The sequence below is a fragment of the Fluviibacter sp. genome (assembly GCF_057744235.1).
Genome location: NZ_JBIJFP010000003.1, coordinates 22,977 through 44,762, shown reverse-complemented (window position 1 = coordinate 44,762; position 21,786 = coordinate 22,977). Strand labels below are relative to the sequence as shown.

Below are 21,786 nucleotides of genomic sequence, written 5' to 3'. Positions count from 1 at the left end.
TCCTAGTGGTGTGAAAGACGGATGATGAAACCCTACGATTTTCCTGATGCGCGTGGTCATTTTGGTCCTTATGGCGGCTCGTTCGTCTCCGAGACGCTGGTTGCAGCGCTGGAACAGCTGAAGCATGCGTATGCGCATTACAGCCGTGACCCCGAATTTATTGCCGAGTTCCAGAATGAGCTCAAGCATTTCGTGGGACGTCCTAGCCCGATTTATCACGCCAAACGCTGGAGCGAATTACTCGGTGGTGCGCAGATCTATCTGAAACGGGAAGACCTTAACCACACTGGTGCGCACAAGATTAACAACACGATCGGCCAGGCATTGCTCGCCAAGCGCATGGGTAAGCAGCGGGTGATCGCTGAAACCGGCGCCGGTCAGCATGGTGTGGCATCGGCGACGGTGGCCGCCCGCTTTGGCATGACGTGCGTGGTGTATATGGGGGCCGAAGACGTGGGCCGGCAGTCGGCCAACGTCTACCGTATGAAGCTCCTGGGTGCCGAAGTCGTGCCGGTGGAAAGTGGTTCGCGGACCCTCAAGGATGCATTGAATGAAGCCATGCGTGACTGGGTGACGAATGTAGAAGATACCTTCTACATCATCGGTACCGTTGCTGGGCCGCACCCGTATCCACAGATGGTGCGTGATTTCAATTCGGTGGTCGGTAAAGAGTGCGTCAAACAGATGCCGGAGATGGCCGGTCGACAGCCGGATGCCGTGATTGCTTGTGTGGGCGGTGGTTCAAACGCCATGGGCATCTTCTATGACTACATTCCGCACGAGCAGGTGCGCCTGATCGGTGTCGAAGCCGCTGGCGATGGCCTGGATACCCCGCGTCATGCCGCTTCGCTGCAACTGGGTAAGCCCGGTGTGCTGCACGGTAACCGGACCTACCTGCTGCAGGATGACAACGGCCAGATTATTGAAACCCATTCGGTCTCAGCTGGTCTGGACTACCCCGGTGTGGGCCCGGAGCACGCCTGGCTGAAAGATATCGGCCGTGCCGAATATGTCGGGGCGACCGATCAGGAAGCCCTCAAAGCCTTCCACGATCTGTGTCGTATCGAAGGCATTATTCCGGCGTTGGAATCGAGTCATGCACTGGCCTATGCCGCCAAGCTGGCACCAACGCTTGCGAAAGATCAGATCCTTCTGGTTAACCTGTCAGGTCGCGGCGACAAGGATCTGCACATTGTTTCAGAGGCCAGTGGCATGGAATTCTATTGCCGCCAGAGCTGCCGTACCGCCTTTGCCAAAGCCGGCATGCGCGTTAACGACAGCAACGTGGAGGCTAAATAATGGGCCGCATCACCACGACATTGACTGCGCTGGCTGGTCAGGGCAAAAAGGGGCTGATCCCCTACATTATGGCCGGTGATCCCTCGGCTGGATTGACGGTTGACCTGATGCATACGCTGGTTGACGGTGGTGCTGATATCATTGAATTGGGTGTGCCGTTTTCCGATCCGATGGCCGATGGTCCGGTGATTCAGCGTGCTGCTGAACGGGCCATTGCCAACGGTGTGGGGCTGCACCAGACCCTGGTCATGGTGGCCGAGTTCCGCAAGACGAATCAGGAAACACCGGTGGTGCTGATGGGTTATGCCAATCCTATCGAATGCCAGGGGCGGGCGGCCTTTGTGGTGGCCGCTAAGGCTGCCGGTGTGGATGGTGTGCTGGTGGTGGATTATCCGCCCGAAGAGTCAGACGAGTTTGCCCGTCTGCTGCGCGCCGAGGATATGGATCCGATCTACCTGCTGGCGCCGACCTCGACCGAAGAACGTATTGCCGCTGTGGCCAAGGTCGCCAGTGGTTATCTGTACTATGTCTCGCTGAAGGGCGTGACGGGTGCCGGGCACCTGGATCTGCACGAAGTGTCGCAGCGGATTCCGCAGATCCGTCAGCGTACCGGTTTGCCGGTGGGCGTTGGCTTCGGGATTCGTGATGCCAGCACGGCCGAGCGTCTGGCCGGTATGGCCGATGCCGTGGTGGTGGGTAGCCGCCTGATCGATGCCATGACGGATGTGCCGCAAAGCGATGCCAAAGCCGCGCTGCTGGCCGTGATGAAAGACATCCGGGCTGGTGTCGATAAAGCCAGCGCCCATTGATTGAAGCACTGAAGAATTGAACGATAGGAGCACACGATGAACTGGGTCAACAAACTGCTACCCCCGAAAATCAAGCGCGCCGATGGTCAGCGCAAGAATGCCTTACCCGAGGGTTTGTGGTGCAAGTGCCCGAACTGCGAAACCGTGCTCTATACCGCAGATCTGGATGCCAACATGCAGGTCTGCCCGAAGTGTAACCATCACAATCGTGTGAAGGCGCGGGCGCGTCTGGAGATGCTGATGGACGCACATGGTCGCGTTGAGATTGGCGCGGATGTCCGACCGACCGATGCGCTCAAGTTTGTCGATAGCCGTCCGTACCCGGTGCGTGTGGAAGAGGCCCAGAAGCAGACGAGTGAAACCGACTCGCTGGTTGTGATGCATGGGAGCATTCAGGCTGAGCCGGCGGTGGTGGCCTGTTTCGAATTCGAATTCATGGGCGGATCCATGGGCTCGGTGCTTGGCGAGCGTTTCGTGCGCGGCGTTCGTGCAGCCATTGAAGCCAAGTGCGGTTTTGTCTGTATCACCGCTTCGGGTGGTGCCCGGATGCAGGAAGGCCTGTTCTCGCTGATGCAGATGGCCAAGACCACGGCGGCGATTTCCGAACTGGCACGTCACGGCCTGCCGTTCATCACGGTGCTGACTGATCCGACTATGGGTGGGGTGTCGGCATCGTTTGCCTTTGTGGGTGATGTGGTGATTGCCGAGCCGAATGCCCTGGTAGGTTTCGCCGGTCCGCGCGTGATTGAACAGACGGTGCGTGAAAAGTTGCCGGAAGGTTTCCAGCGTGCCGAGTTTCTGCTTGAAAAGGGCGCCATCGACATGATTGTTGATCGTAAAGCCATGCGTGATGAACTGTCGTCGCTGCTGCGCTTGCTGCGCAAGGAACCTGTCAGCTCCTGATGAAGCACACACTGGAGCAGTGGCTGGCCCACATCGAGGCTATGCATCCACGGGGTATTGCCGGTATTGAGCTCGGTCTGGATCGTGTCCGTGCCGTGAGTGAACAGCTAGGGCAGCAGACTGCATTGAGTGCAGCCGGTACGTCGGTGTTCATGGTGGCCGGTACCAATGGCAAGGGCTCGGTGGTTGCCTATCTGTCGAATATTCTGGATCGTGCCGGCTACAAGGTAGGTTCCTACACGAGCCCGCACCTGGTCCGCTTTAACGAACGTATTCGCCTGAACGGCGAGCCGGTGGATGATGCACCGCTGATCAGCGCTTTCGAGACGGTGGAAGCTGCGCGCATCGCGGTGGATATGGCGCTGACCTATTTCGAGTTCACGACGCTGGCCGCCATGCAGGTGTTTCTGGCGGCGGGATTGGATGCGCTGGTACTGGAAGTTGGACTCGGTGGCCGTCTGGACGCTGTGAACATTTATGAGCCGGATGTCTCGATTGTGACCGGCGTGGCGCTGGATCATCAGGATTATCTCGGTGATACCCGTGAGGCGATTGCGCTGGAAAAAATCGGTATTGCCCGTCGTGGCAAGCCGGTGGTGATTGCCGAACCGGATCTGCCCGTACCAGCGTTGAAAGCGCTGGCGGCCCGCCAGGCGCAGGTGTATCTAATTGGCGAAGCTTTCGGTTTCGAACCGTTGCCTGGTGAAGAGGGTAAGCCGAGCATCCAGTGGCGTTACTGGTTGCGCCACCCTGGTGCATCGCTGGAAAGCGTGCAGCGTCGTGGTGGTCTGGCGTATCCGGGTTTACGGGGCTGGATTCAGCTACGCAACGCGGCGGCGGCCATGACGGCTATTGAATGTTTGCAAAACCGTCTGCCAATCGCCATGGGTGCCATTCGGCGGGGTTTGCTGGAAACCGAGCTGGCCGGTCGTTTCCAGGTCATTCCCGGTCCACCGGATCTGGTGTTGGATGTAGCGCATAACCCTGAGGCAGCCAAAGTGCTGGCGCTCAATCTGGGTCAGCTCGCCTTTGCTCATACACAGCATGGTGTGGTGGGACTGATGGCTGATAAGGATATGGCCGGTGTCCTGGCACCCCTGGTCAAGGGCATCACACGCTGGTACCTGACACCACTGGATAACCCGCGATCAGCATCAACTGATGAGATACGAGCGATCCTGCTGACCCTAGGCGTTAAGGGTGAGCAGATCGAATCCTATGAAAATCCGCAGGTGGCCTATGCTGCGGCACGAAAAAATGCGACTGAGAGTGATAGAATCGTAGTCTTCGGATCTTTCCTAACAGTTGCTGACATCCTACGGGATTTGGGCAGAACGGCATGAAGCCAGACACTCCGGAATCAGACATTCAGCAGGACCTCAAGAAACGCGCCCGTCGCCGTTTACTGGGGGCTGTGTTCTTTGTAGTGGTTGTAGCGGCCGTCCTCCCGTTGGTGATGGACGCCGCGCCACCGCCACAACTTAATGACTTCCGTATCGTGACGGAAGATGAAAAACGCGCTGCAGCTGCGGCAGCGGTGGTGCCACCGCCCGAGGCGATTCCGCCGGCACCCAGCGCGTCATCTGGCCCGGTAGCACCCGTGGTGATCAAGGACGTACCGGCCGATGCCAAGCCTGATGCCGTTTCTGCAAGCGCATCCGTACCTGCTGCTAATAGTTCGCCAACAGCGCCGGTGGTCGTGGCTGCGAACGAGACGAAAGCGCTAGAAGCCGCCAAGACGCCTGAGACAAAGCCGGAGCCCGTGAAGCCTGCTGAAAAGCCGCTTGAGAAGAAGCCGGTTGAAAAAGTCCCGGAAAAGAAAGCAGCCGACAAGCCGGTTGAAAAGCCTGCGGATAAAAAATCCGCTGAGAAGCCATCCGAGGCCAAAAAAGACAGTAAGGATGCCAAAGAGCCTGTGCAGGCCGGTCAGTACTATATTCAGGTGGGCGTGTTTGCCGATGCGGATAACGTCAAGCAGGTACGCGCCAAGCTGAAGGCCCAGGGTATCGCCAGCTGGACAGAAGAAGCCTCGGGCAACCTGGCCGGCAAAACCCGTGTCAAGGCGGGCCCGTTTGCCAGCAAGGATGCCGCCGACAAAGCGTTTGCCAAACTGTCCAAGGCCGGTTTGAACGGCCTCGTCGTCAAGAAATAATGACCAAGCAGGCTGGCCTGATAACGTCTGATCTCGCTGCGCCACACCTATGACTGGTTTTGACTACGCCATCATTGCCATCCTGGCTGCTTCGGTACTGCTCGGTGCCTGGCGCGGTATGGTCAGCGAAGTCATGTCGCTGGGTTCGTGGATTGTGGCGTTTCTGGTGGCCCGCGAGTGGGGTGAACAGGTGGGGGTGCAGCTGCTGGCACCGTACCTGACTGTCAGTTTCTGGCAGATTGCCGGTGGCTGGGTCTTGGTGTTTGTGGCGACAATTCTGGCGGTATCCATCTTCCGTGTGCTGGCACGCAAAACGCTGCATGCCATCGGTCTCGGTTTCTTTGATCGTACCCTCGGTATGGTCTTTGGTGCCATCCGTGGTGTGTTACTGATTCTCCTGCTGGTCGCCATTGGCGGCATGACCAAAATGCCTGAAGAGCCCTGGTGGCGTCAGGCACGGCTGGCACCGCTGGCCGAGCAGGGCGTGACCTATATCAAACCCTGGTTGCCCGATGATCTGGCCAAGCATATTGCTTATGCCGATTCGATCAGCCAGATGGCGCCGGTACTGGCGCCCCAACTTCTTCTTATCAAGTAATCGAGACGAACCATGTGCGGGATTATTGGCGTTGTAGCCACCACTCCGGTTAACCAGCTTCTGTATGATGGCTTGATGGTGCTCCAGCACCGCGGCCAGGATGCAGCGGGTATTTCCACGGCGGAGGGCAGTACCTTCCATATGCACAAGGGACCGGGCCTCGTCCGTGATGTGTTCCGTACCCGTAACATGCGGGCGCTGCCGGGTAACTGGGGGATTGGCCACTGTCGCTATCCGACAGCGGGTTCGGCCTATAACTTTGCCGAAGCCCAGCCGTTCTACGTGAACTCGCCGTTCGGTCTGATGCTGGCCCATAACGGCAACCTGACCAATGCCGAAGAATTGAAGCAGCAGTTGTTCAAACTGGATCTGCGTCACATCAATACCAATTCGGATTCGGAAGTCCTGCTCAATGTGTTGGCCCATGAGCTGCAGCGGGCAGCGCATGGCACGGTGCTCGATGAGAATGCGATTTTCAAGGCGGTGCGGGGTGTGCACAAGCGTGTACGTGGTGCCTACGCGGTGGTCGTGATGATTGCCGGTTATGGTTTGCTGGCCTTCCGTGACCCGTTTGGTATTCGTCCGCTGGTACTGGGTAAGAACGAAGCACCGGAAGGTACCGAATGGATGCTGGCATCGGAATCAGTGCCCCTGGATACCATGGGCTTCGAGCGTGTTGACGATGTCGCGCCGGGTGAAGCCGTGTTTGTGGACCTGGATCGCAAGATGGTGCGCCAGCAATGTGCGGACGATGCCGTGCTGTCGCCCTGTCTGTTCGAGTATGTGTATCTGGCCCGGCCGGATTCGATGCTGGATGACATCTCCGTGTACGAAACCCGCCTGCGCATGGGGGAGGCGCTCGCCGCCAAGGTTCGCAGCATCATGGATCCGGCAGATATTGATGTGGTGATTCCGATTCCGGATTCGTCGCGCCCGGCAGCAATGCAGATGGCGCAGGCTCTGAACATTCCGTTTCGCGAAGGTTTTGTTAAAAACCGTTACATCGGCCGTACCTTCATCATGCCGGGCCAGGCGACGCGCAAGAAGTCGGTCCGCCAGAAGCTGAATACCGTGACACAGGAGTTCGCCGGCAAGAACGTGATGCTGGTCGACGACTCGATCGTGCGCGGTACCACCAGCCACGAGATCGTGGAAATGGCCCGTGCCGCCGGTGCCAAGAAAGTGTATTTCGCATCGGCGTCGCCGCCTGTGCGCTACCCGAACGTCTACGGTATCGACATGCCGACCCGCAGTGAACTGATCGCCACGGGTCGTACGGATGCGCAGATTGCCCAGTTGATCGGTGCGGATGCACTGATCTATCAGGATCTGTCGGCACTCGAAGACTCCGTGCGGACCTGTAATCCGAAGATCAGCGGTTTTGATGCCTCCTGTTTTACCGGTCGTTACATTACCGGAGATGTCGATGAGGCCTATCTCAACGCGATCGAGCAATCGCGCAAGCAGAAGTCGGACAAGCCAAGTGGTTCGGGTGATGACGACGAGGGCGGCAATGCGGCCCAGCAGATCGAGATGTTTGTGCGTCGTCCGGGTCAAGAATAATCAGAGTGCTTATGAGCGAATCAAAAAAATCGTTGCCGGCCGGACTGGCGCTTGAAACACTGGCTGTGCGTGCCGGTATGGACCGGACGCATCACAAAGAGCATAGCGAAGCACTGTACCTGAGCTCCAGCTTCGTGTTCGACAGCGCCGAGCAGGCTGCTGCCCGGTTTTCCGGTGAGGAAGAGGGCAACGTTTATGCCCGTTTTACCAACCCGAGTGTGACGCTGTTTGAAGAGCGACTAGCGGCACTGGAAGGTGCGGAAGACTGCATCGCCACCGCCAGCGGCATGGCGGCCATCAATGCCATGATCATGGCCAACCTGAGCGCCGGTGATCACATTGTGGCGTCAAGCTCGATGTTTGGTTCCACCATTCAACTGCTGGGCAACATCCTGCCGCGCTTCGGTGTTGAAACGACGTTTGTGCCGTTGACCGATGCGGCTGCCTGGGCTGCCGCTGTGCGCCCGAATACCAAATTGCTGTTTTGTGAAACACCATCGAACCCGCTAACCGAAGTGGGTGACATCCGCGCACTGGCAGATATTGCCCGTCAGCACCAGCTCCTGCTGGCGGTGGACAACTGTTTCTGCACGCCCATTCTGCAGCGTCCGCTCGATCTGGGTGCCGACATTGTGGTGCATTCGGCGACCAAGTATCTTGATGGTCAGGGCCGTGTGCTGGGTGGGGCAGTCTGCGCTAACAAAGCCATCGTTGAAAAGATTTTCATTTTTCTGCGGACGACCGGTCCGACCCTCTCGGCTTTCAATGCCTGGGTACTGGGCAAGGGACTGGAAACCTTGGCTATCCGTATCAAGGCCCAGTCGGCATCAGCCCTGTCACTGGCGCAATGGCTGGAAAGCCATCCGGCCGTGGAGCGTGTCTACTATCCGGGTCTGGCATCCCATCCGCAACATACATTGGCGATGCAGCAGCAGAAAAGCGGCGGTGCCATCGTCAGCTTTGAAGTGAAGGGTGGTCAGGACGCCGCCTGGCGTGTGATAAACTCTTGCCAGTTACTGTCGATCACCGCCAATCTGGGTGATACCCGGTCAACACTCACGCATCCGGCGACCACCACACATGGTCGTATTTCTCCGGAGGCGCGCGCCGCAGCAGGCATTCATGACAATCTGCTGCGTGTTGCAGTGGGCCTAGAGTCGATCGACGACATCCGTCAGGATCTGGAACGCGGTTTAACCGTTTAACGATGCCGGTTAATCGGGAATCGAGGTCTGGCGGTTCCCCGTTTTAGTTAAGATGCCGGCTTGCCCTTGAGGCCCATAATCATGTCTTTTGAACAGTTTTCTCTTTCCGAGCCGCGCCTGAAGGCAATTCAGGATGCTGATACCTCCGGCACACCCGTGCCGACCCCGGTACAGGCGGCACTGATTCCGCTGATCCTGACGGGTAAGGACGTCCTGGTTTCTGCCCCGGCCGGATCGGGTAAAGCGGCGGGTTATGCCATACCAGCACTGGATCTGCTGCAGCAGGATGGCGAAGCCGCCACCCAGGTGCCGGGCCGTGGTCCGCGTGTGCTGGTTCTGGTGCCGACCCGTGAAGTGGCCTTGCAAGTGCTGGATGCCTTCCGCACCTATGGCCGTCATGATGCGTATTATTCGTTCGCCGTTTACGGTGGTGTCAGCATGCATCCACAGGTGCAGGCGCTGCAACGTGGGTTGGATATTCTGATTGCCACGCCAGGCCGCCTGCTCGATCATCTGGGCCAGGGCCACGTCAATCTGGATGCGGTGCGCGTCCTCGTGTTCGATGAAGTCGATCGCATGATGGATATGGGGCAGGCCACCGAGCTGGAACGGTTGTATCCGCTGCTGCCAGCGATACGTCAGACCATCGTCGTGGCCAGTGCCATGGGTGACGATATCCGTGGTCTGGCCGCCGGTCTGCTCAACTATCCGGAAGAAGTGGTCATTGACCGGGGTGACGATGTCACCAGTCGCGTCCACCAGCGTTTCATTGCCGTTGATCCGCACCGCAAACGTGACCTGATGACCCAGTTGTTCCGTGATGAATCCTGGCCGCGTTCTCTGGTTTTTGCCCGTACCAAGTTCGGTGCTGAAGGTCTGGCACGCAAGCTGGCCAAGGGTGGGGTGACAGCCAATGCACTGCATGCCCATCGCGGCCAGCAGCCACGTGGCCGCGCCCTGGACGAGTTCCAGAATGGTCTGCTCGGTGCCCTGATTACCACCGACATGGCCTTGCGTGGTTTCGAGATGGATGGCATTCAGCGTGTTGTCCATTACGATCTGCCTGCCGTGCCGGACGATTATCCTTCGCGTCTGAATCGTGTACTCAATGGTGAGGATGGTCGTGTCGGCGACACGGTGGCATTTGTCACCCATGATGACGCCGTGCTGCTCAAATCCATTGAGCGTCTGCTGGGTAGCGACATCGTGCCGGAGGTGATTCCCGGTTTCGAACCCATGTCGCCCGAAGATCTGGCGGTCTACCAGGCGGAACAGGCGGCAAAATACGCGGCCGATCCGCGCAACGCCCGTCATCAGCCGGCGGAAGGCAGTGAAGAGGCTACCGAGGGGAGCGAAGCCACTCAGGAGCTGGACGACGCAGAAGAAGAGCGTCAACCGCTAGAGCTGGATGAAGATGCCAAAGCCCGCGCCGAAGGCGATGCCTGGCTGTATGCCCGGCAACAGGCCAATCAGCGTCCGCCGCGTGGGCGTAAGCCGCGTGATCCGGATGCGCAGCCGTATTTCCCGGATGATCGGGACCCTTGGGAAAACCTCCCCGAAGAAAAGCTCTACATTCTGGATGCGATGTATAACGGAAATCAGCTGGCACCGGGAGAAACTGATCCTCTGACCGCGCTGCAATTCATCGATGACGATGAAGCCTGGGAAGATGATGACCGCCAGCCGCGTGGTCAGAATGCTCACGTACGTGACATCGTGGCCGAGTTCCGTCGCGAGGCGCGGGAAGACCGCAATCTGCATCGTGAGCTCGCCGGTATGCCGGCACTCAACAGCTTGCGTAAAAGCCACCGTGGTAAAAAGCCCTTTGGTAAATCCTCGCAATTTGGTAAGGGGCAGGGCGGTAAGTCCGCTAGCGGTAAAACACCACGCGGTGGGCAAGGATCCGGTGGCTATCAGGGTAGTAAGCCGGCGGGTGCTGGCGCTTCGGCACCTCGTGCTGCGGGTGGCCCGCGTTCCGGAGCGGCCAAACCTTTTGGTCGCAAACCGGGTGGCGGCCCGCGTCGTTCGCGTCCCCCCAAAGCCGATGCAAGCTGATAGAATCTCGCCTGAATGAAATAAGGGTCTGTGGCAGAGCGGTTGAATGCACCGGTCTTGAAAACCGGCGTGGGGAAACCCATCGTGAGTTCGAATCTCACCGGACCCGCCAGAATAGAACGGCTCGTCGCGACGCGACGGGCCGTTTGCTTTTTCAGAGCCTGCACATAGAATAAGCGCATAACAACGACTCACGGAGACACCCCATGTATCGCGCCCTACAGATCAATAAAGATGACGCTGGCTATCGTACCGAGCTGAAAGAGCTCGATGAATCTGCGTTGCCTGAAGGTGATGTTACGGTTCAGGTGGCGTGGAGTACGCTGAACTACAAGGATGGCCTGGCCATTACCGGTAAAGGTCCGGTGGTTCGTAGATTCCCACTTACCCCCGGTATCGATATGGCCGGGACAGTATTGGAAAGCAGCCATCCTTGCTGGAAGGCAGGAGATAAAGTCATTTTGAATGGCTGGGGTGTGGGCGAAACGCATAGCGGTTGTTTGGCGCAGAAGGCGCGTCTGAATGGGAACTGGCTGGTGCCATTGCCGCCAGCCTTTACCGAGCGTCAGGCCATGGCCATTGGCACGGCCGGCTACACCGCCATGCTCTGTGTGCTGGCGTTGGAAAAGCACGGCGTCAAACCGGCGGATGGTGAGATTCTGGTGACCGGTGCTAATGGGGGCGTGGGCAGTGTGGCCATCATGCTCCTGGCTAAACTGGGTTACACCGTCATTGCGTCTACCGGCCGTCCGGAAGAAGCGCCGCATCTGAAGGCGCTGGGTGCCGCCGGCATTATCGACCGCAAAGAACTCTCGGAGCCGGGTAAGCCACTCGGCAAAGAGCGTTGGGCGGGCGTGGTTGATTCTGTTGGCAGCACTACACTCGCCAATGCCTGTGCCACAACGAAGTACAGTGGTGCGGTGGCGGCCTGTGGTCTGGCAGGTGGCGCGGATTTTCCGTCGACGGTGATGCCGTTTATTCTGCGGGGTATCACCCTGTATGGTATCGACAGTGTGATGGCACCCTCCGAGAAGCGTATGGAAGCCTGGCAACGATTAGCCCGCGATCTGGATATCGCCAAACTGGAAGCCAATACCACCGAGATTAGTCTGCAAGAAGCGCTTGGCGTTGCCGGCCAATTGCTGGAAGGCAAAGTGCGGGGTCGTGTGGTGGTGGACGTTAATCGCTAGGGTGTTTATCTGTCCAGTCTTTAACAAGTTGTCTGGGCAGATAACGCAGATGCTCTGCCTGCACAGGGTAATTAGGTAAGTGTTCGCGGAGCGTTTCGAACACTAATTCCGCCTGCAGCAAATCTCGAGACTTTTTGACTGGGTTGCGATTGATCTGTTGAGATAGCCAGGCTTTGTGCACCATAAAGGCTCTCGGATCAGGTACGCGTACACGTATAGGCATACCGTTTGCACCGACAATCACTACATCGGCTGTCGGTGCGTTGCATAGCCACTGTAGCGATGGCACTTCAGCGGCGCATAGATCATCTTCGGCAAATTGTACGATTTCGTTATTCCACATTTCCCGTTCCGGAATGATGAGATCCACCATGTAGCCATCATCATTCACTGCACGGAAGCCATTTTTTTTCATGGGTTCGAAAGTTTTATCTGCTTTACGCAATAGCCCTATTAATCCTGTGTCATCCATTCGCTTTCTCACCAAGGCTAGTTTCTTTCTTGGGTCGTACAGCAAATCGACATCACCGGAGGCCAAAAGTTCTTTACGATACGCCACGGCAGCCATTGTTTCGTAAGCCCACAGAGCGTGCGTGCCAACCAGCCGAAAGTCATCACGTGCTTTTGATTGATCGATTTGGGCGAGGATCTTGGAAACAATGCTGGGCATTCTGCCAAGACGGGCTGCGCGATTAAGCCGTGCTTGATCTTCAATACGTTGTTTGATTCGTTCGTAACGCTCACTGGCTCTATGCTTTCCAGCGCAGAACGCTTCGTAAGTAGCTTCTGTTTCGGCTGATCTAGGTCCGAGCGATTTGCCTGATCCTTTAGCGTCTGAGACACGGATTAAATATTCGTAGTCCTTTGTCTTCTTCCACTTCATGCCATACTTGTGGCTCTGAACCTGCAGACGCACAAGCTGCCAGGCTTCATAAAGCTGTGTCGAGTCAATCAGAAATAGACGCTGTTGTTCATTTAACGGGATCATACGATTTGTCCGTAAAAACCAATAATCAGAATTTACGGGGAAACTCTAGTAAAAGCAATGGATTGCAATTGATAAAATGCTTCATTTGACCGAAATAAACTTGGAAATTGACCCGCTAGCCGCTCGCTTCATTAAGACCGAAGTGGTACAAGTGATGTTCGCTCGCGCGCCGGGTGAACTGATCAGCCTGGAAGGCCCGAACAACTATCAAGTCGGCGATGCCATCATCACCGGTTGCACGGGAGATCGATGGAGTGTTGACCGGCATAAATTTGATGCCAAGTATCAGCCGGTGGCGCCCACGCTGGATGGGCAGGATGGTGCCTACACGGCCAAACCAGTTCCGGTGCTGGCGAAACAGATTCATGAACCGTTTACCGCCGCCCGTTCGGCCGGGCGTGATGTCCTGAAAGGCGACGCAGGGGATTGGTTGATGCAATACGGCCCGGGTGATTTCGGGGTGTGCGGTCAGCGCCGATTTGCCAAGGTGTATCAGCGGGTTGGCTGAACCCGCGTTAAAGCTTAGGGCTTGGGTTCGACAAAGTCGAGCGGTGCAATCGCATCAGCCCAGCAGTTGGGCGTTTCATAGAGGCGAACGCGCTCAAGTTTCAGATTGTTGCCATAGGTATGCGTGTACTTTGGCGCCAGGATGCGGAATGCTGCTGTGGCCAGATTCTCTGCCGTTGGCACCACATCGAGCACTACTGTCTTGTGATCCGGCATGCTGTCAAGAAAAGCACGAACCGCCGTGTCACCGGCATACACCAGAAAGGCATGATCCCAAAGGGAAACCACTTCATTCATGGCAATGGTTTTAATGTCCCCGAAATCCATGACCATGCCGTTGGCGGGATCACCATTACGCTCGATCACGTCGCCCGAGAGGGTGATTTCCATGGCATAGCGATGCCCGTGCAGGTGACGGCACTGGCTACGATGGTCAGGGATGCGGTGGCCGGCGTCAAACTCCAGCCGGCGAGTAATACGCATGATCAGGCGATTTCCGGTCTAAAACTGAGCGCAGATTGTATCATTGCAGCATGACGAAGCCGATTGATTCTGTCCAAGCACCCGCCCAACCCCTGCGCTGGCTCACCTTTAGCGACCACGATCCGGATTTTCTGAATCTTACGTATGTGTATCCGGTGCTCTCACGCCGGATGCAGGGCATCTCGATCGGCATCAATCTCAATACCAATAACGCGTGTAACTGGGCCTGCGCCTATTGCCAGGTGCCCGGTCTGCATCGGGGCGATGCCCCCGAGGTTAATCTGCCGTTGCTCGAAGCCGAGCTTAAAGGTTTGCTGGATAACCCGGCACTAAGCCCGATGATTCCACCGGACACACCAGCGCCCATGCGCGAGATCCGGGATATTGCCTTTTCAGGCAACGGCGAACCCACCAGCTCGCCGCAGTTTCTCCAGGCGGTCGAGATTGCCGCACGTCAGCGCGATGCCCATGGTCTGCAAATACCGTTGGTGCTCATTACTAATGGCAGTCTGATGCTGCGTCCGGAAGTGCAGACCGGTGTCCGTGTGCTCAATGATGCCGGTGGTGTCGTCTGGTTCAAGGTGGATCGTCTGCTGCCCGAATCCATGAAACAGGTGAATGGCATCAGCTACAAGCCCGAGCAGATCCAGCATCGGCTGGACGTGGCGTGCAGCCTGGCCAAAGTCTGGTTACAGACCTGCTGGGTGGCCTGGGATGGCCAAGCCCCCGGTCCGGAAGATCAAGCGGCCTATCTGGCATTTGTTGCTAAAAATGCGCACCAGATCCAGGGGGTGCATCTTTACGGACTGGCCAGGCCTTCATTGCAACCGGAGGCACCGCATCTCCAAGCCTTGAGCATGGAAGTGATGAACACCTGGGCTGACCGTATCCGCGCAACCGGTGTCAGCGTGCAGGTGAGCGTTTGATCGCTCCGCAGTCTAGTTTTACAGGGCTTTCGCCGCAGCTAGCAAAGTAGCAAAGGTCTTGGGTTCCTGTTGACGTAGATACTGACCAACGAGTACATCGTCACCGGTGAGCGTTGCCAGGTCAATGTGCTCGACGTGAACCAGATAGAGCAGGGTGCTGATGGATACCGGCAGCTTGCGGCCCGATTCGTAACGTGATCCACCACTTTGGGAAACCCCCACGGGGGCCCAGAACTCAGACTGGGTTAAACCCAGTTTGATACGTAAATCTTTCGCAGACACAGTAAATCGGGCCTGCAGGGTTTTAGGCTTCGCCCCTTTGTCTCCTCGGGCCTTGAAGCGCTTCTGGTCAGATTGTTTCATTTTTATTCTCCCGCGCCATTAATCAATTTAGGCAGTCTTTGATCAAAGTCAAACTTTTATGCACTTAAATGGTGCGGCGCGGCAAATTGCAGATACCCTGGTTATGGCGGATTCCCTTGCTGTATATGGGTTTGAAACAAAAGTAGGCTATAATTTCCGGGCTTTGTTCAACCTCTAAAAGACCTACTGATGGCTCTCATCGTTCAGAAATACGGCGGCACCTCGGTCGCCAACCCCGAGCGCATCCAGAACGTTGCCCGTCGTATTGCGGCCTTCCGCAAAGACGGACATGATGTCGTGGTCGTGGTATCCGCCATGAGTGGCGAAACCAACCGCCTCATCGCTCTGGCTAAAGCGCTACAAGACAACCCGGACCCGCGCGAAATGGATGTCATCCTTTCGACCGGTGAGCAGGTCACCATTGGCCTGCTGGCCATGGCACTCAAAGAAATCGGCGTCGATGCCGTCAGCTATACGGGCGGTCAGGTCAGGATTCTGACCGACAGCAGCTTCATGAAGGCCCGTATTCTGTCGATTGACGACGCCCCCATGCGTGCCGATCTGAATGCTGGCCGTGTTGTTATCGTCGCCGGCTTCCAGGGCGTTGATGAAGACGGCAACATCACCACGCTGGGTCGCGGGGGTTCGGACACCACGGGGGTGGCACTGGCCGCAGCCCTTAATGCGGATGAATGCCAGATCTATACCGACGTCGATGGTGTCTACACCACCGATCCGCGCATCGTGCCCGAAGCCCGCAAGCTCGACACCATCACCTTTGAAGAGATGCTGGAAATGGCCAGCCTCGGCTCCAAGGTGCTGCAGATCCGCTCGGTGGAATTCGCCGGTAAGTACAAGGTCAAGCTGCGCGTTCTTTCCAGCTTTGAAGAATACGGTCAGGGTGGCGAAGGCACCCTCATCACTGTTGAGGACAACACGAACATGGAACAACCCATCATCTCCGGTATCGCCTTTAATCGCGACGAAGCCAAGCTCACCGTTTTGGGTGTGCCCGACAAACCCGGTATTGCCTATCAGATCCTGGGCCCGATCGCTGAAGCCAACATCGACGTCGATATCATCATCCAGAACACCAGCCATGACGGCACCACCGACTTCTCGTTTACCGTGAATCGTGGTGACTTCGAAAAGGCCAAGGGCATTCTGGCAGAGGTATGCAAGCACGTTGGCGCCCGCGAAATCGTTGGCGACAACAAAATCTGTAAGGTCTCGGCCGTTGGCGTGGGCATGCGCTCGCACCCGGGCGTTGCCAGCCAGATGTTCCGTGCACTGGCCGAAGAGGGTATCAATCTGCAGATGATCTCAACGTCGGAAATCAAGATCTCCGTGATCATCGACGAAAAGTACCTGGAGCTGGCCGTTCGCGTCCTGCACCGTACCTTTGGTCTGGACCAGACAAAGTAATTCGTTAATTAGGTTTGACCGGGCGGGGCTGACCCGTTAGAATTCAGCCTCCGGTTTTGACCAAAAGTTGAATCGGATTGGAGACGTGGCCGAGTGGTCGAAGGCACTCCCCTGCTAAGGGAGCATACCCCAAAAGGGTATCGGAAGTTCGAATCTTCTCGTCTCCGCCAATAACTGAATTAAGCCCTTGATTTCAAGGGCTTTTTTCTTTTGGCGTGATTGGTTTCTACAAAATTTCCCACAAATAAAACGGAAAATACAGCCTCATCTCTGATCTATCACCCGTCCATTGCCATCCGTATGCACGGTACGCGTAATGATTCGCCCACTAATCTTGATCGTTTGCTGCGACTTTTCCTTGCGTTCCAAAATCTGCATCAGCAGCCATACGATAAACAGGGGGCTACTGATAATCGACAGAACCACTGCTGAGGGGCTCCTGGCTTGTCACGGCATCTGCCGCTTTGTCATCTCGGTGAAAACCAATCCTGATAACCTCTAAGAGCGCACTCGTAAAAGCCAGCCGCTTTCAGGGGCAGGGTAAAACGCTGCGCCTGATCGGCCGTCATCGCCCGAGACCGCTCTTGAATCATTTTTTGAGGTAGGTACTGCATGATTGAAGAACCTGTATTAGGCAAAATCCCCACGGCTCAATCATGCCGCATTGCATTAATTACCGGTGCTACCTCTGGTATAGGCCGTGTGACTGCGATTAAGCTTGCCGAGTCTGGCTACCGTGTATTTCTGGCGGGCCGCTCTAAAACCGATGCGCAGCGGGTTATGAATGAAATCCAAGCGCGCACGGGGCGTACAGATACCCGGTGGTTATCTCTGGAGTTATCGGACTTGGCCTCTGTACAGCGCTGCGCACGTGAATTTCTGGCGACAGATTTGCCCTTGCACCTTTTAATCAATAACGCAGGGCAGGGGGGGATTAAAGGTCTGACACCCAATGGGTTTGAAATGGCTTTTGGTGTCAACCATCTGGGTCACTTCTTACTGACAAATTTACTGCTTGATCGTTTGAAGGCCTCTGGCCCGGCACGCGTTGTCACCGTGGCCAGCAAGGCTCACACGCGGGTTAGAGGTATTGACTGGTCTGCATTACAACGACCCCGGAAAAGCCTCACTGGTGTGCCGGAATATGCGGCTTCTAAACTGGCCAATATTCTATTTAGTGCAGAACTGGCCCGGCACCTTCAGGGTTCTGAGGTTTCGGCGTACGCCTTACATCCGGGCTTGATCTATACCAGAATCTGGCGGACGGTGCCGCTACTGATCAGACCTCTATTAAAGCTGCGGGGCATGATCTCTGAAGAGGCGGGCGCGGCCACCACCCTGTATTGCGCAACAACAGCCCCCCAAACTGAATCAGGCTTGTACTATGCTAATTCACAAGTCGTTACGCCAGCGCTATGGGCGCAGGATCAGGCTGCGGCCCGGCGGCTGTGGCGCGAGAGTCATGCCTGGGTGGCTGACTTTATGAGCCTCATCTGACGCACAAAAAAGCCGAGGCTTCTTCCAGGGGTTCTATTGACGCATTCGTCATCATGGCTGATTCCAGGTGATCCTCAGCTAAGTACCCCCCGGCGTTGAATATTTTTTCTGATTTACGGGATAATCACTCACTTTAGTATTCGCACGGCATGATTATTCGTTTTTTTAGGAGTCTGTGATGGGTTCTAGCACCGCCAAACTTGAAAATGTTCTCAACCCGGATGAAGCGCTAGCCCGCTTGTTAGAGGGTAATGCGCGCTATCTTTCGGGTGTTGATACGCCGGACAGCTTTCAGTTTCAGCCACATAGCCTGGCGCATAGCCAGAACCCCTATGCCTGTATTCTAGGATGTGCCGATTCCCGGGTCAGTCCAGAACACTGTTTTGATGAGGGGCAGGGCGATCTTTTCGTGACGCGGATTGCAGGTAACTTCGTGACTCATGAAATTCTGGGCAGCCTGGAATATGGTACGGCCGTTCTGGGGGCAACCCTGATCTTGGTGTTGGGCCACACCGGTTGCGGTGCCATTGGCGCGGCATTTCGTGCGGTGGAAGTGGATGAGGATTTTCCCGGACACATCCAGGGCCTTGCTACGGCATTGACACCGGCGGTTTTACAGTCGATGGAAGATCCGGAACACCAGCGGGTGCATCGGGCCACGCATCACAACGTGGTTGCCAATGTTCATAAACTGCGCAGCCTTTCTCCTGTTTTAAGAAAACTTGTCCGGGAATCCCGCCTGCGTATTGTCGGTGGAATCTACCATGTTGAGACTGGCAAGATTGAGATTGTGATTGATTGATCTGATATGACGAACGAGCTGTTGCCATGAAACTGCCACCCCAATTTGATCGTCCGGATTATTCCCGTCAGCTCAAAGCCAATTCGCTCGACGAATATCGTGCACTGATTAGCTTTGTCCGGCACTACTGGTATCTCGTGATTATTCTAGTGCTTGGCATTGTCCTGCTGTTTTATACCGCAAGGCCCATTCCACCGAGTACGGTCGTCATGGCAACAGGGGAGTCTCAATCGATCAACGATCAGCTCGGTCAGTGGTACAAGGATTTTTTTGCAGAGCATGGCGTTGATCTGGTTCTGGTGCCCTCTCATGGCTCGATTGACAATCTGGGCCTCCTGGAACGGGGTGAGGTGGATGCAGCCTTTACTCAGGCAGGTATGGCAATTCCCAGATCGGCACACTTGTACTCTTTGGGAAGCGTTCAGTATGAACCGCTCTGGTTTTTCTTCCGGGGAAATGTCGATCTTGAAAACGCTGCGATGAGTTTTCTATCCAACAAGCAGGTTTCTATCGGACTTCGCCATAGTGGTACACAGTTCATGGTTCGTGACATGCTTAAGGAGTTTCATGTCGCAGTTGAAGATCATCCCAATTTGCGTGAACTCAATACCAAGGAATCGGTCGAGCTGCTTTTAAAAGGGGAGCTTGATGGGCTCTTTGTCATGGCTAACCCGGACTCGGTTCTGGTTCAGCAGCTGCTGTCTTCGCCGGATGTGCACTTGTGGAACTTTAAATCAGCGAGAGCGATTGCTGGTCGGATCCATTATGCGGACGCGGTGGTGTTTCCTACCGGTGGTGTCTCATTAAGTCCGTTGCGTCCATCAGAGGATATCAATCTGGTAACAACCTCTTCGACGATTACCGTCCAGAAGAATCTGCACCCGGCGATCCAGTTCCTGTTCATGCTGGCTACCGAGACGCATTATAAAAACAAGGCCAACTACTTCCAGCGGCCGGGTGGTTTTCCGGCATTCCTGGATCAAACCCAGAAGAAGAGCCCTGTTGCTGTGAAGTATATCGAGAATGAAGGCTCGGTTTTCAAGCATGACTCGCCATTCTGGTTGGCTAGCCTGTTTGACCGGGCTTGGCTGTTGATTGCTGCGCTGTTTGCGATTTCCATTCCTTTGATGAAACTGGTGCCAACCTACCGTAAGTTCCACTTGACACTGATGCTTTATGATCATTACGGTGATATGTGCATTTTGCTACGCAAAATTAAAGGCGCTGAAAATATCGAAGAGCTTTCAAAATGCGAACTTGAATACGAAGTGCTCAATGATCTGATTGAAAACACCTGGGCGCCAGCAGGCACCAAAGAGAAATTCTTTTTCATACTTAATGGATTGGCGACGCTCAACAAGATCATTGAGCGCCGTAAGGGTGAATTACAGGAACCCAATGTGAGTTGATCTTGATGTTTCTTGCAGTTTTTAACGTAGAGGTGATGTATGCAATATTCAATCCGTAAGTTCTTCTCTGTCCTGTTGCTAGGGGTTGCTTTTCTGGCAACTGCTGCCTATGCCGCAGATACACCTAAGCAACCTGCAGGTACGGTTAATATTACCGAGACCCAGTTTGCGCTGATTGTTGGTGGTAGCCGTGGGAGTGGCGTGCTGAACTACCAGGGTAAAACCTACCCGTTCAAAATCAGTGGGATGAGTGTGGGTGCCAACGTGGGAATTTCCAAGGTATCCCTGGCGGGCGAAGTCTACGACATGTCGGATATCTCGAAGTTCTCCGGTACATTTACCAAGCTGGAGAGCAGTATCACGCTGGGTGGGGGTGTTGGCGGTACGATCCTCAAGAACCAGAATGGCGTGATCATGCGCCTGACCAGCACTTCGGAAGGCGTTCAGCTGAATCTGAGCAGCAGCGGCGTTACCGTCAAACTGGAGCAGTAATTGTCTGAACCCATGCTGCTGGATGTGCGCCGGCTTGAGCTGGCGCTCGCAGCATTTGCCAGTGCGCGAGACTGGGAGCCGTTTCATACGCCCAGAAATCTGATCATGGCCCTGACGGGTGAGGTGGGTGAACTGAGCGAGATATTTCAGTGGATGACCGATCAGGAGGCTCGTGAAGCCGGGCGTTCGCCAGAAACGGCCGAGCATGTGGGTGAGGAGCTTGCGGATGTTCTGCTCTATCTGGTGCGTTTAAGCAGTGTGCTCGGAGTGGACCTGAATGCGGCAGTGGTCGATAAACTGGAAAAGAATGCCATCAAATACCCGGTGTCTCAGGGTCGTGCTTTCTAAGACATTGTGTCTGGCCTTATGTAGCATTGTGGTGGGCTGTGCCGGCTTCAGGCCAGATACGGGGCTGCCCCTCACGGTGGTGCCGAGTCCGAATTTTGATGAGCGGCGGCCAGTGATGGTGGTCCTGCATTACACCAGCAATGACGATGCTGCGCATTCGCTGAACACGTTGACTTCAGCCGAACGGCAACAGCGGGTGAGTGCCCATTATCTGATTGAGCGTTCCGGTAAGCTGATTCAGCTGGTACCGGAGCATAAACGTGCCTGGCACGCCGGGCAATCCTATTGGGCCGGGGTGGAAGATGTGAACTCGGCCTCGATTGGCATTGAACTGGATAACAATGGGCACGAACCCTATGCCGCACCGCAGATTGAGACGCTGCTGGCTTTGTTGCAGGATCTGCGGGTACGTTATCGGATCAGTTCATTCAACTTTGTTGGGCATTCGGATGTGGCGCCGGGGCGAAAGATTGACCCCGGCCCGTATTTTCCCTGGGCGTATCTGGCCGGATATGGCTTTGGATACTGGTGCCCGCCATCGGTGGGCGCGGGCGGGGTAGAAACGACGTCGGATGCGCCGGGTATGAGCCAGATACTGGTGCTGCTGGGGTATGACCCGCGCACACCGGAGGCATCCCGTCAGGCGTTCCGTTTGCATTATCTGTCTGATGGACAGGGGCTGGTTACGGAAGATCCGACGCGAGAAGCCTACGTGGCTGCCTGCCTGGCGTCGAAAAAAACCGGACAGGCTTCTGTTCCGTAAATGTAATGT

The 21,786-nt window shown here is 55.9% G+C and carries 22 protein-coding genes and 2 tRNA genes; 21 read left to right on the top strand and 3 right to left on the bottom strand.

The annotated features are described in order from the left end of the window. Positions 1-24 precede the first annotated feature (24 nt). The 11 genes from trpB to acuI all read left to right on the top strand — a co-directional run bounded on the left by trpB (position 25) and on the right by acuI (position 11,774). Positions 25-1,299 (top strand): tryptophan synthase subunit beta, encoded by a 1,275-nt coding sequence (trpB, locus tag AC3GOJ_RS02950; protein ID WP_488236122.1) that lies wholly within the window; start codon positions 25-27, stop codon positions 1,297-1,299. Next, on the top strand, positions 1,299-2,108 hold the full coding sequence (gene trpA, locus AC3GOJ_RS02945) for a tryptophan synthase subunit alpha (protein ID WP_488235974.1): 810 nt from the start codon (positions 1,299-1,301) through the stop codon (positions 2,106-2,108). The genes trpB and trpA overlap by 1 nt, the downstream gene beginning before the upstream one ends. Before the next feature lie 36 nt (positions 2,109-2,144). Then, positions 2,145-3,011 carry an acetyl-CoA carboxylase, carboxyltransferase subunit beta gene (accD, locus tag AC3GOJ_RS02940; RefSeq protein ID WP_488235973.1) on the top strand — a complete coding sequence of 289 codons (867 nt, stop codon included), beginning with the start codon at positions 2,145-2,147 and terminating at the stop codon, positions 3,009-3,011. Then, positions 3,011-4,354: a bifunctional folylpolyglutamate synthase/dihydrofolate synthase gene (locus tag AC3GOJ_RS02935; RefSeq protein ID WP_488235972.1), complete on the top strand. Its 1,344-nt coding sequence runs from the start codon at positions 3,011-3,013 to the stop codon at positions 4,352-4,354. Before accD ends, AC3GOJ_RS02935 begins: the two co-directional genes overlap by 1 nt. Continuing rightward, a complete protein-coding gene (locus AC3GOJ_RS02930) occupies positions 4,351-5,163 on the top strand; it encodes an SPOR domain-containing protein (protein ID WP_488235971.1) in 813 nt (270 codons plus the stop codon). Before AC3GOJ_RS02935 ends, AC3GOJ_RS02930 begins: the two co-directional genes overlap by 4 nt. 49 nt (positions 5,164-5,212) lie before the next feature. Beyond that, positions 5,213-5,761, top strand: coding sequence for a CvpA family protein (locus AC3GOJ_RS02925; RefSeq protein WP_488235970.1), 549 nt, complete (start codon positions 5,213-5,215; stop codon positions 5,759-5,761). Between the two features lie 12 nt (positions 5,762-5,773). Then, complete coding sequence (gene purF / locus AC3GOJ_RS02920) at positions 5,774-7,324, top strand: amidophosphoribosyltransferase (protein WP_488235969.1); 1,551 nt, start codon at positions 5,774-5,776, stop codon at positions 7,322-7,324. 11 nt (positions 7,325-7,335) lie between these two features. After that, positions 7,336-8,529 (top strand): O-succinylhomoserine sulfhydrylase, encoded by a 1,194-nt coding sequence (locus AC3GOJ_RS02915; protein ID WP_488235968.1) that lies wholly within the window; start codon positions 7,336-7,338, stop codon positions 8,527-8,529. An 81-nt stretch (positions 8,530-8,610) separates the two neighbouring features. Then, on the top strand, positions 8,611-10,584 hold the full coding sequence (locus tag AC3GOJ_RS02910; RefSeq protein ID WP_488235967.1) for a DEAD/DEAH box helicase: 1,974 nt from the start codon (positions 8,611-8,613) through the stop codon (positions 10,582-10,584). Positions 10,585-10,608: 24 nt separating this feature from the next. After that, positions 10,609-10,696 (top strand) — tRNA-Ser (locus AC3GOJ_RS02905). Between the two features lie 94 nt (positions 10,697-10,790). After that, positions 10,791-11,774, top strand: a complete 984-nt coding sequence (gene acuI / locus AC3GOJ_RS02900; protein WP_488235966.1) for an acrylyl-CoA reductase (NADPH) — start codon at positions 10,791-10,793, stop codon at positions 11,772-11,774. Here the strand turns inward: acuI and AC3GOJ_RS02895 are convergent. Further along, positions 11,764-12,762, bottom strand: coding sequence for a GSU2403 family nucleotidyltransferase fold protein (locus tag AC3GOJ_RS02895; RefSeq protein ID WP_488235965.1), 999 nt, complete (start codon positions 12,760-12,762; stop codon positions 11,764-11,766). The genes acuI and AC3GOJ_RS02895 overlap by 11 nt on opposite strands. A 100-nt stretch (positions 12,763-12,862) precedes the next feature. Between AC3GOJ_RS02895 and AC3GOJ_RS02890 the strand changes: the two genes are divergently transcribed. Continuing rightward, the gene (locus AC3GOJ_RS02890; RefSeq protein WP_488235964.1) at positions 12,863-13,270 is read left to right on the top strand and encodes a PGDYG domain-containing protein; all 408 of its coding nucleotides are present in this window, start codon (positions 12,863-12,865) and stop codon (positions 13,268-13,270) included. Between the two features lie 14 nt (positions 13,271-13,284). Here AC3GOJ_RS02890 and queD read toward each other — a convergent pair whose 3' ends face one another. Further along, positions 13,285-13,752: a 6-carboxytetrahydropterin synthase QueD gene (gene queD / locus AC3GOJ_RS02885; protein ID WP_488235963.1), complete on the bottom strand. Its 468-nt coding sequence runs from the start codon at positions 13,750-13,752 to the stop codon at positions 13,285-13,287. Between the two features lie 50 nt (positions 13,753-13,802). Here queD and AC3GOJ_RS02880 point away from each other — a divergent pair, with 50 nt between their 5' ends. After that, the gene (locus AC3GOJ_RS02880; protein WP_488235962.1) at positions 13,803-14,678 is read left to right on the top strand and encodes a radical SAM protein; all 876 of its coding nucleotides are present in this window, start codon (positions 13,803-13,805) and stop codon (positions 14,676-14,678) included. An 18-nt stretch (positions 14,679-14,696) separates the two neighbouring features. On the opposite strand, the gene AC3GOJ_RS02875 is transcribed toward AC3GOJ_RS02880, so the two are convergent. Continuing rightward, on the bottom strand, positions 14,697-15,041 hold the full coding sequence (locus AC3GOJ_RS02875) for a transcriptional regulator (protein ID WP_488235961.1): 345 nt from the start codon (positions 15,039-15,041) through the stop codon (positions 14,697-14,699). A gap of 189 nt (positions 15,042-15,230) precedes the next feature. On the opposite strand from AC3GOJ_RS02875, the gene AC3GOJ_RS02870 reads away from it, so the two are divergent. The 8 genes from AC3GOJ_RS02870 (at position 15,231) to AC3GOJ_RS02835 (ending at position 21,777) form a co-directional block, all read left to right on the top strand. After that, complete coding sequence (locus AC3GOJ_RS02870) at positions 15,231-16,466, top strand: aspartate kinase (protein WP_488235960.1); 1,236 nt, start codon at positions 15,231-15,233, stop codon at positions 16,464-16,466. A gap of 79 nt (positions 16,467-16,545) precedes the next feature. Beyond that, positions 16,546-16,636 (top strand) — tRNA-Ser (locus AC3GOJ_RS02865). 442 nt (positions 16,637-17,078) lie between these two features. After that, positions 17,079-17,963 carry an SDR family NAD(P)-dependent oxidoreductase gene (locus tag AC3GOJ_RS02860; RefSeq protein ID WP_488235959.1) on the top strand — a complete coding sequence of 295 codons (885 nt, stop codon included), beginning with the start codon at positions 17,079-17,081 and terminating at the stop codon, positions 17,961-17,963. A 178-nt stretch (positions 17,964-18,141) separates the two neighbouring features. Beyond that, positions 18,142-18,765 carry a carbonic anhydrase gene (locus AC3GOJ_RS02855; RefSeq protein ID WP_488235958.1) on the top strand — a complete coding sequence of 208 codons (624 nt, stop codon included), beginning with the start codon at positions 18,142-18,144 and terminating at the stop codon, positions 18,763-18,765. A gap of 26 nt (positions 18,766-18,791) precedes the next feature. Next, positions 18,792-20,174 (top strand): TAXI family TRAP transporter solute-binding subunit, encoded by a 1,383-nt coding sequence (locus AC3GOJ_RS02850; protein WP_488235957.1) that lies wholly within the window; start codon positions 18,792-18,794, stop codon positions 20,172-20,174. A gap of 39 nt (positions 20,175-20,213) precedes the next feature. Beyond that, a complete protein-coding gene (locus AC3GOJ_RS02845) occupies positions 20,214-20,666 on the top strand; it encodes a hypothetical protein (RefSeq protein ID WP_488235956.1) in 453 nt (150 codons plus the stop codon). Further along, positions 20,667-21,014, top strand: a complete 348-nt coding sequence (locus AC3GOJ_RS02840) for a nucleotide pyrophosphohydrolase (RefSeq protein WP_488235955.1) — start codon at positions 20,667-20,669, stop codon at positions 21,012-21,014. Next, positions 21,004-21,777, top strand: coding sequence for an N-acetylmuramoyl-L-alanine amidase (locus AC3GOJ_RS02835; RefSeq protein WP_488235954.1), 774 nt, complete (start codon positions 21,004-21,006; stop codon positions 21,775-21,777). The genes AC3GOJ_RS02840 and AC3GOJ_RS02835 overlap by 11 nt, the downstream gene beginning before the upstream one ends. Positions 21,778-21,786 lie beyond the last annotated feature (9 nt).

Coding starts and splice junctions, on each gene's coding strand:
- queD (WP_488235963.1), bottom strand. CDS start 13,752: ATGCGTATTACTCGCCGGCTGGAGTTTGACGCCGGCCACCGCATCCCT.
- AC3GOJ_RS02910 (WP_488235967.1), top strand. CDS start 8,611: ATGTCTTTTGAACAGTTTTCTCTTTCCGAGCCGCGCCTGAAGGCAATT.
- AC3GOJ_RS02845 (WP_488235956.1), top strand. CDS start 20,214: ATGCAATATTCAATCCGTAAGTTCTTCTCTGTCCTGTTGCTAGGGGTT.
- purF (WP_488235969.1), top strand. CDS start 5,774: ATGTGCGGGATTATTGGCGTTGTAGCCACCACTCCGGTTAACCAGCTT.
- AC3GOJ_RS02860 (WP_488235959.1), top strand. CDS start 17,079: ATGATTGAAGAACCTGTATTAGGCAAAATCCCCACGGCTCAATCATGC.
- AC3GOJ_RS02855 (WP_488235958.1), top strand. CDS start 18,142: ATGGGTTCTAGCACCGCCAAACTTGAAAATGTTCTCAACCCGGATGAA.
- AC3GOJ_RS02930 (WP_488235971.1), top strand. CDS start 4,351: ATGAAGCCAGACACTCCGGAATCAGACATTCAGCAGGACCTCAAGAAA.
- AC3GOJ_RS02880 (WP_488235962.1), top strand. CDS start 13,803: ATGACGAAGCCGATTGATTCTGTCCAAGCACCCGCCCAACCCCTGCGC.
- AC3GOJ_RS02925 (WP_488235970.1), top strand. CDS start 5,213: ATGACTGGTTTTGACTACGCCATCATTGCCATCCTGGCTGCTTCGGTA.
- AC3GOJ_RS02870 (WP_488235960.1), top strand. CDS start 15,231: ATGGCTCTCATCGTTCAGAAATACGGCGGCACCTCGGTCGCCAACCCC.
- accD (WP_488235973.1), top strand. CDS start 2,145: ATGAACTGGGTCAACAAACTGCTACCCCCGAAAATCAAGCGCGCCGAT.
- AC3GOJ_RS02935 (WP_488235972.1), top strand. CDS start 3,011: ATGAAGCACACACTGGAGCAGTGGCTGGCCCACATCGAGGCTATGCAT.
- trpB (WP_488236122.1), top strand. CDS start 25: ATGAAACCCTACGATTTTCCTGATGCGCGTGGTCATTTTGGTCCTTAT.
- AC3GOJ_RS02915 (WP_488235968.1), top strand. CDS start 7,336: ATGAGCGAATCAAAAAAATCGTTGCCGGCCGGACTGGCGCTTGAAACA.
- AC3GOJ_RS02895 (WP_488235965.1), bottom strand. CDS start 12,762: ATGATCCCGTTAAATGAACAACAGCGTCTATTTCTGATTGACTCGACA.
- AC3GOJ_RS02850 (WP_488235957.1), top strand. CDS start 18,792: ATGAAACTGCCACCCCAATTTGATCGTCCGGATTATTCCCGTCAGCTC.
- acuI (WP_488235966.1), top strand. CDS start 10,791: ATGTATCGCGCCCTACAGATCAATAAAGATGACGCTGGCTATCGTACC.
- AC3GOJ_RS02875 (WP_488235961.1), bottom strand. CDS start 15,041: ATGAAACAATCTGACCAGAAGCGCTTCAAGGCCCGAGGAGACAAAGGG.
- trpA (WP_488235974.1), top strand. CDS start 1,299: ATGGGCCGCATCACCACGACATTGACTGCGCTGGCTGGTCAGGGCAAA.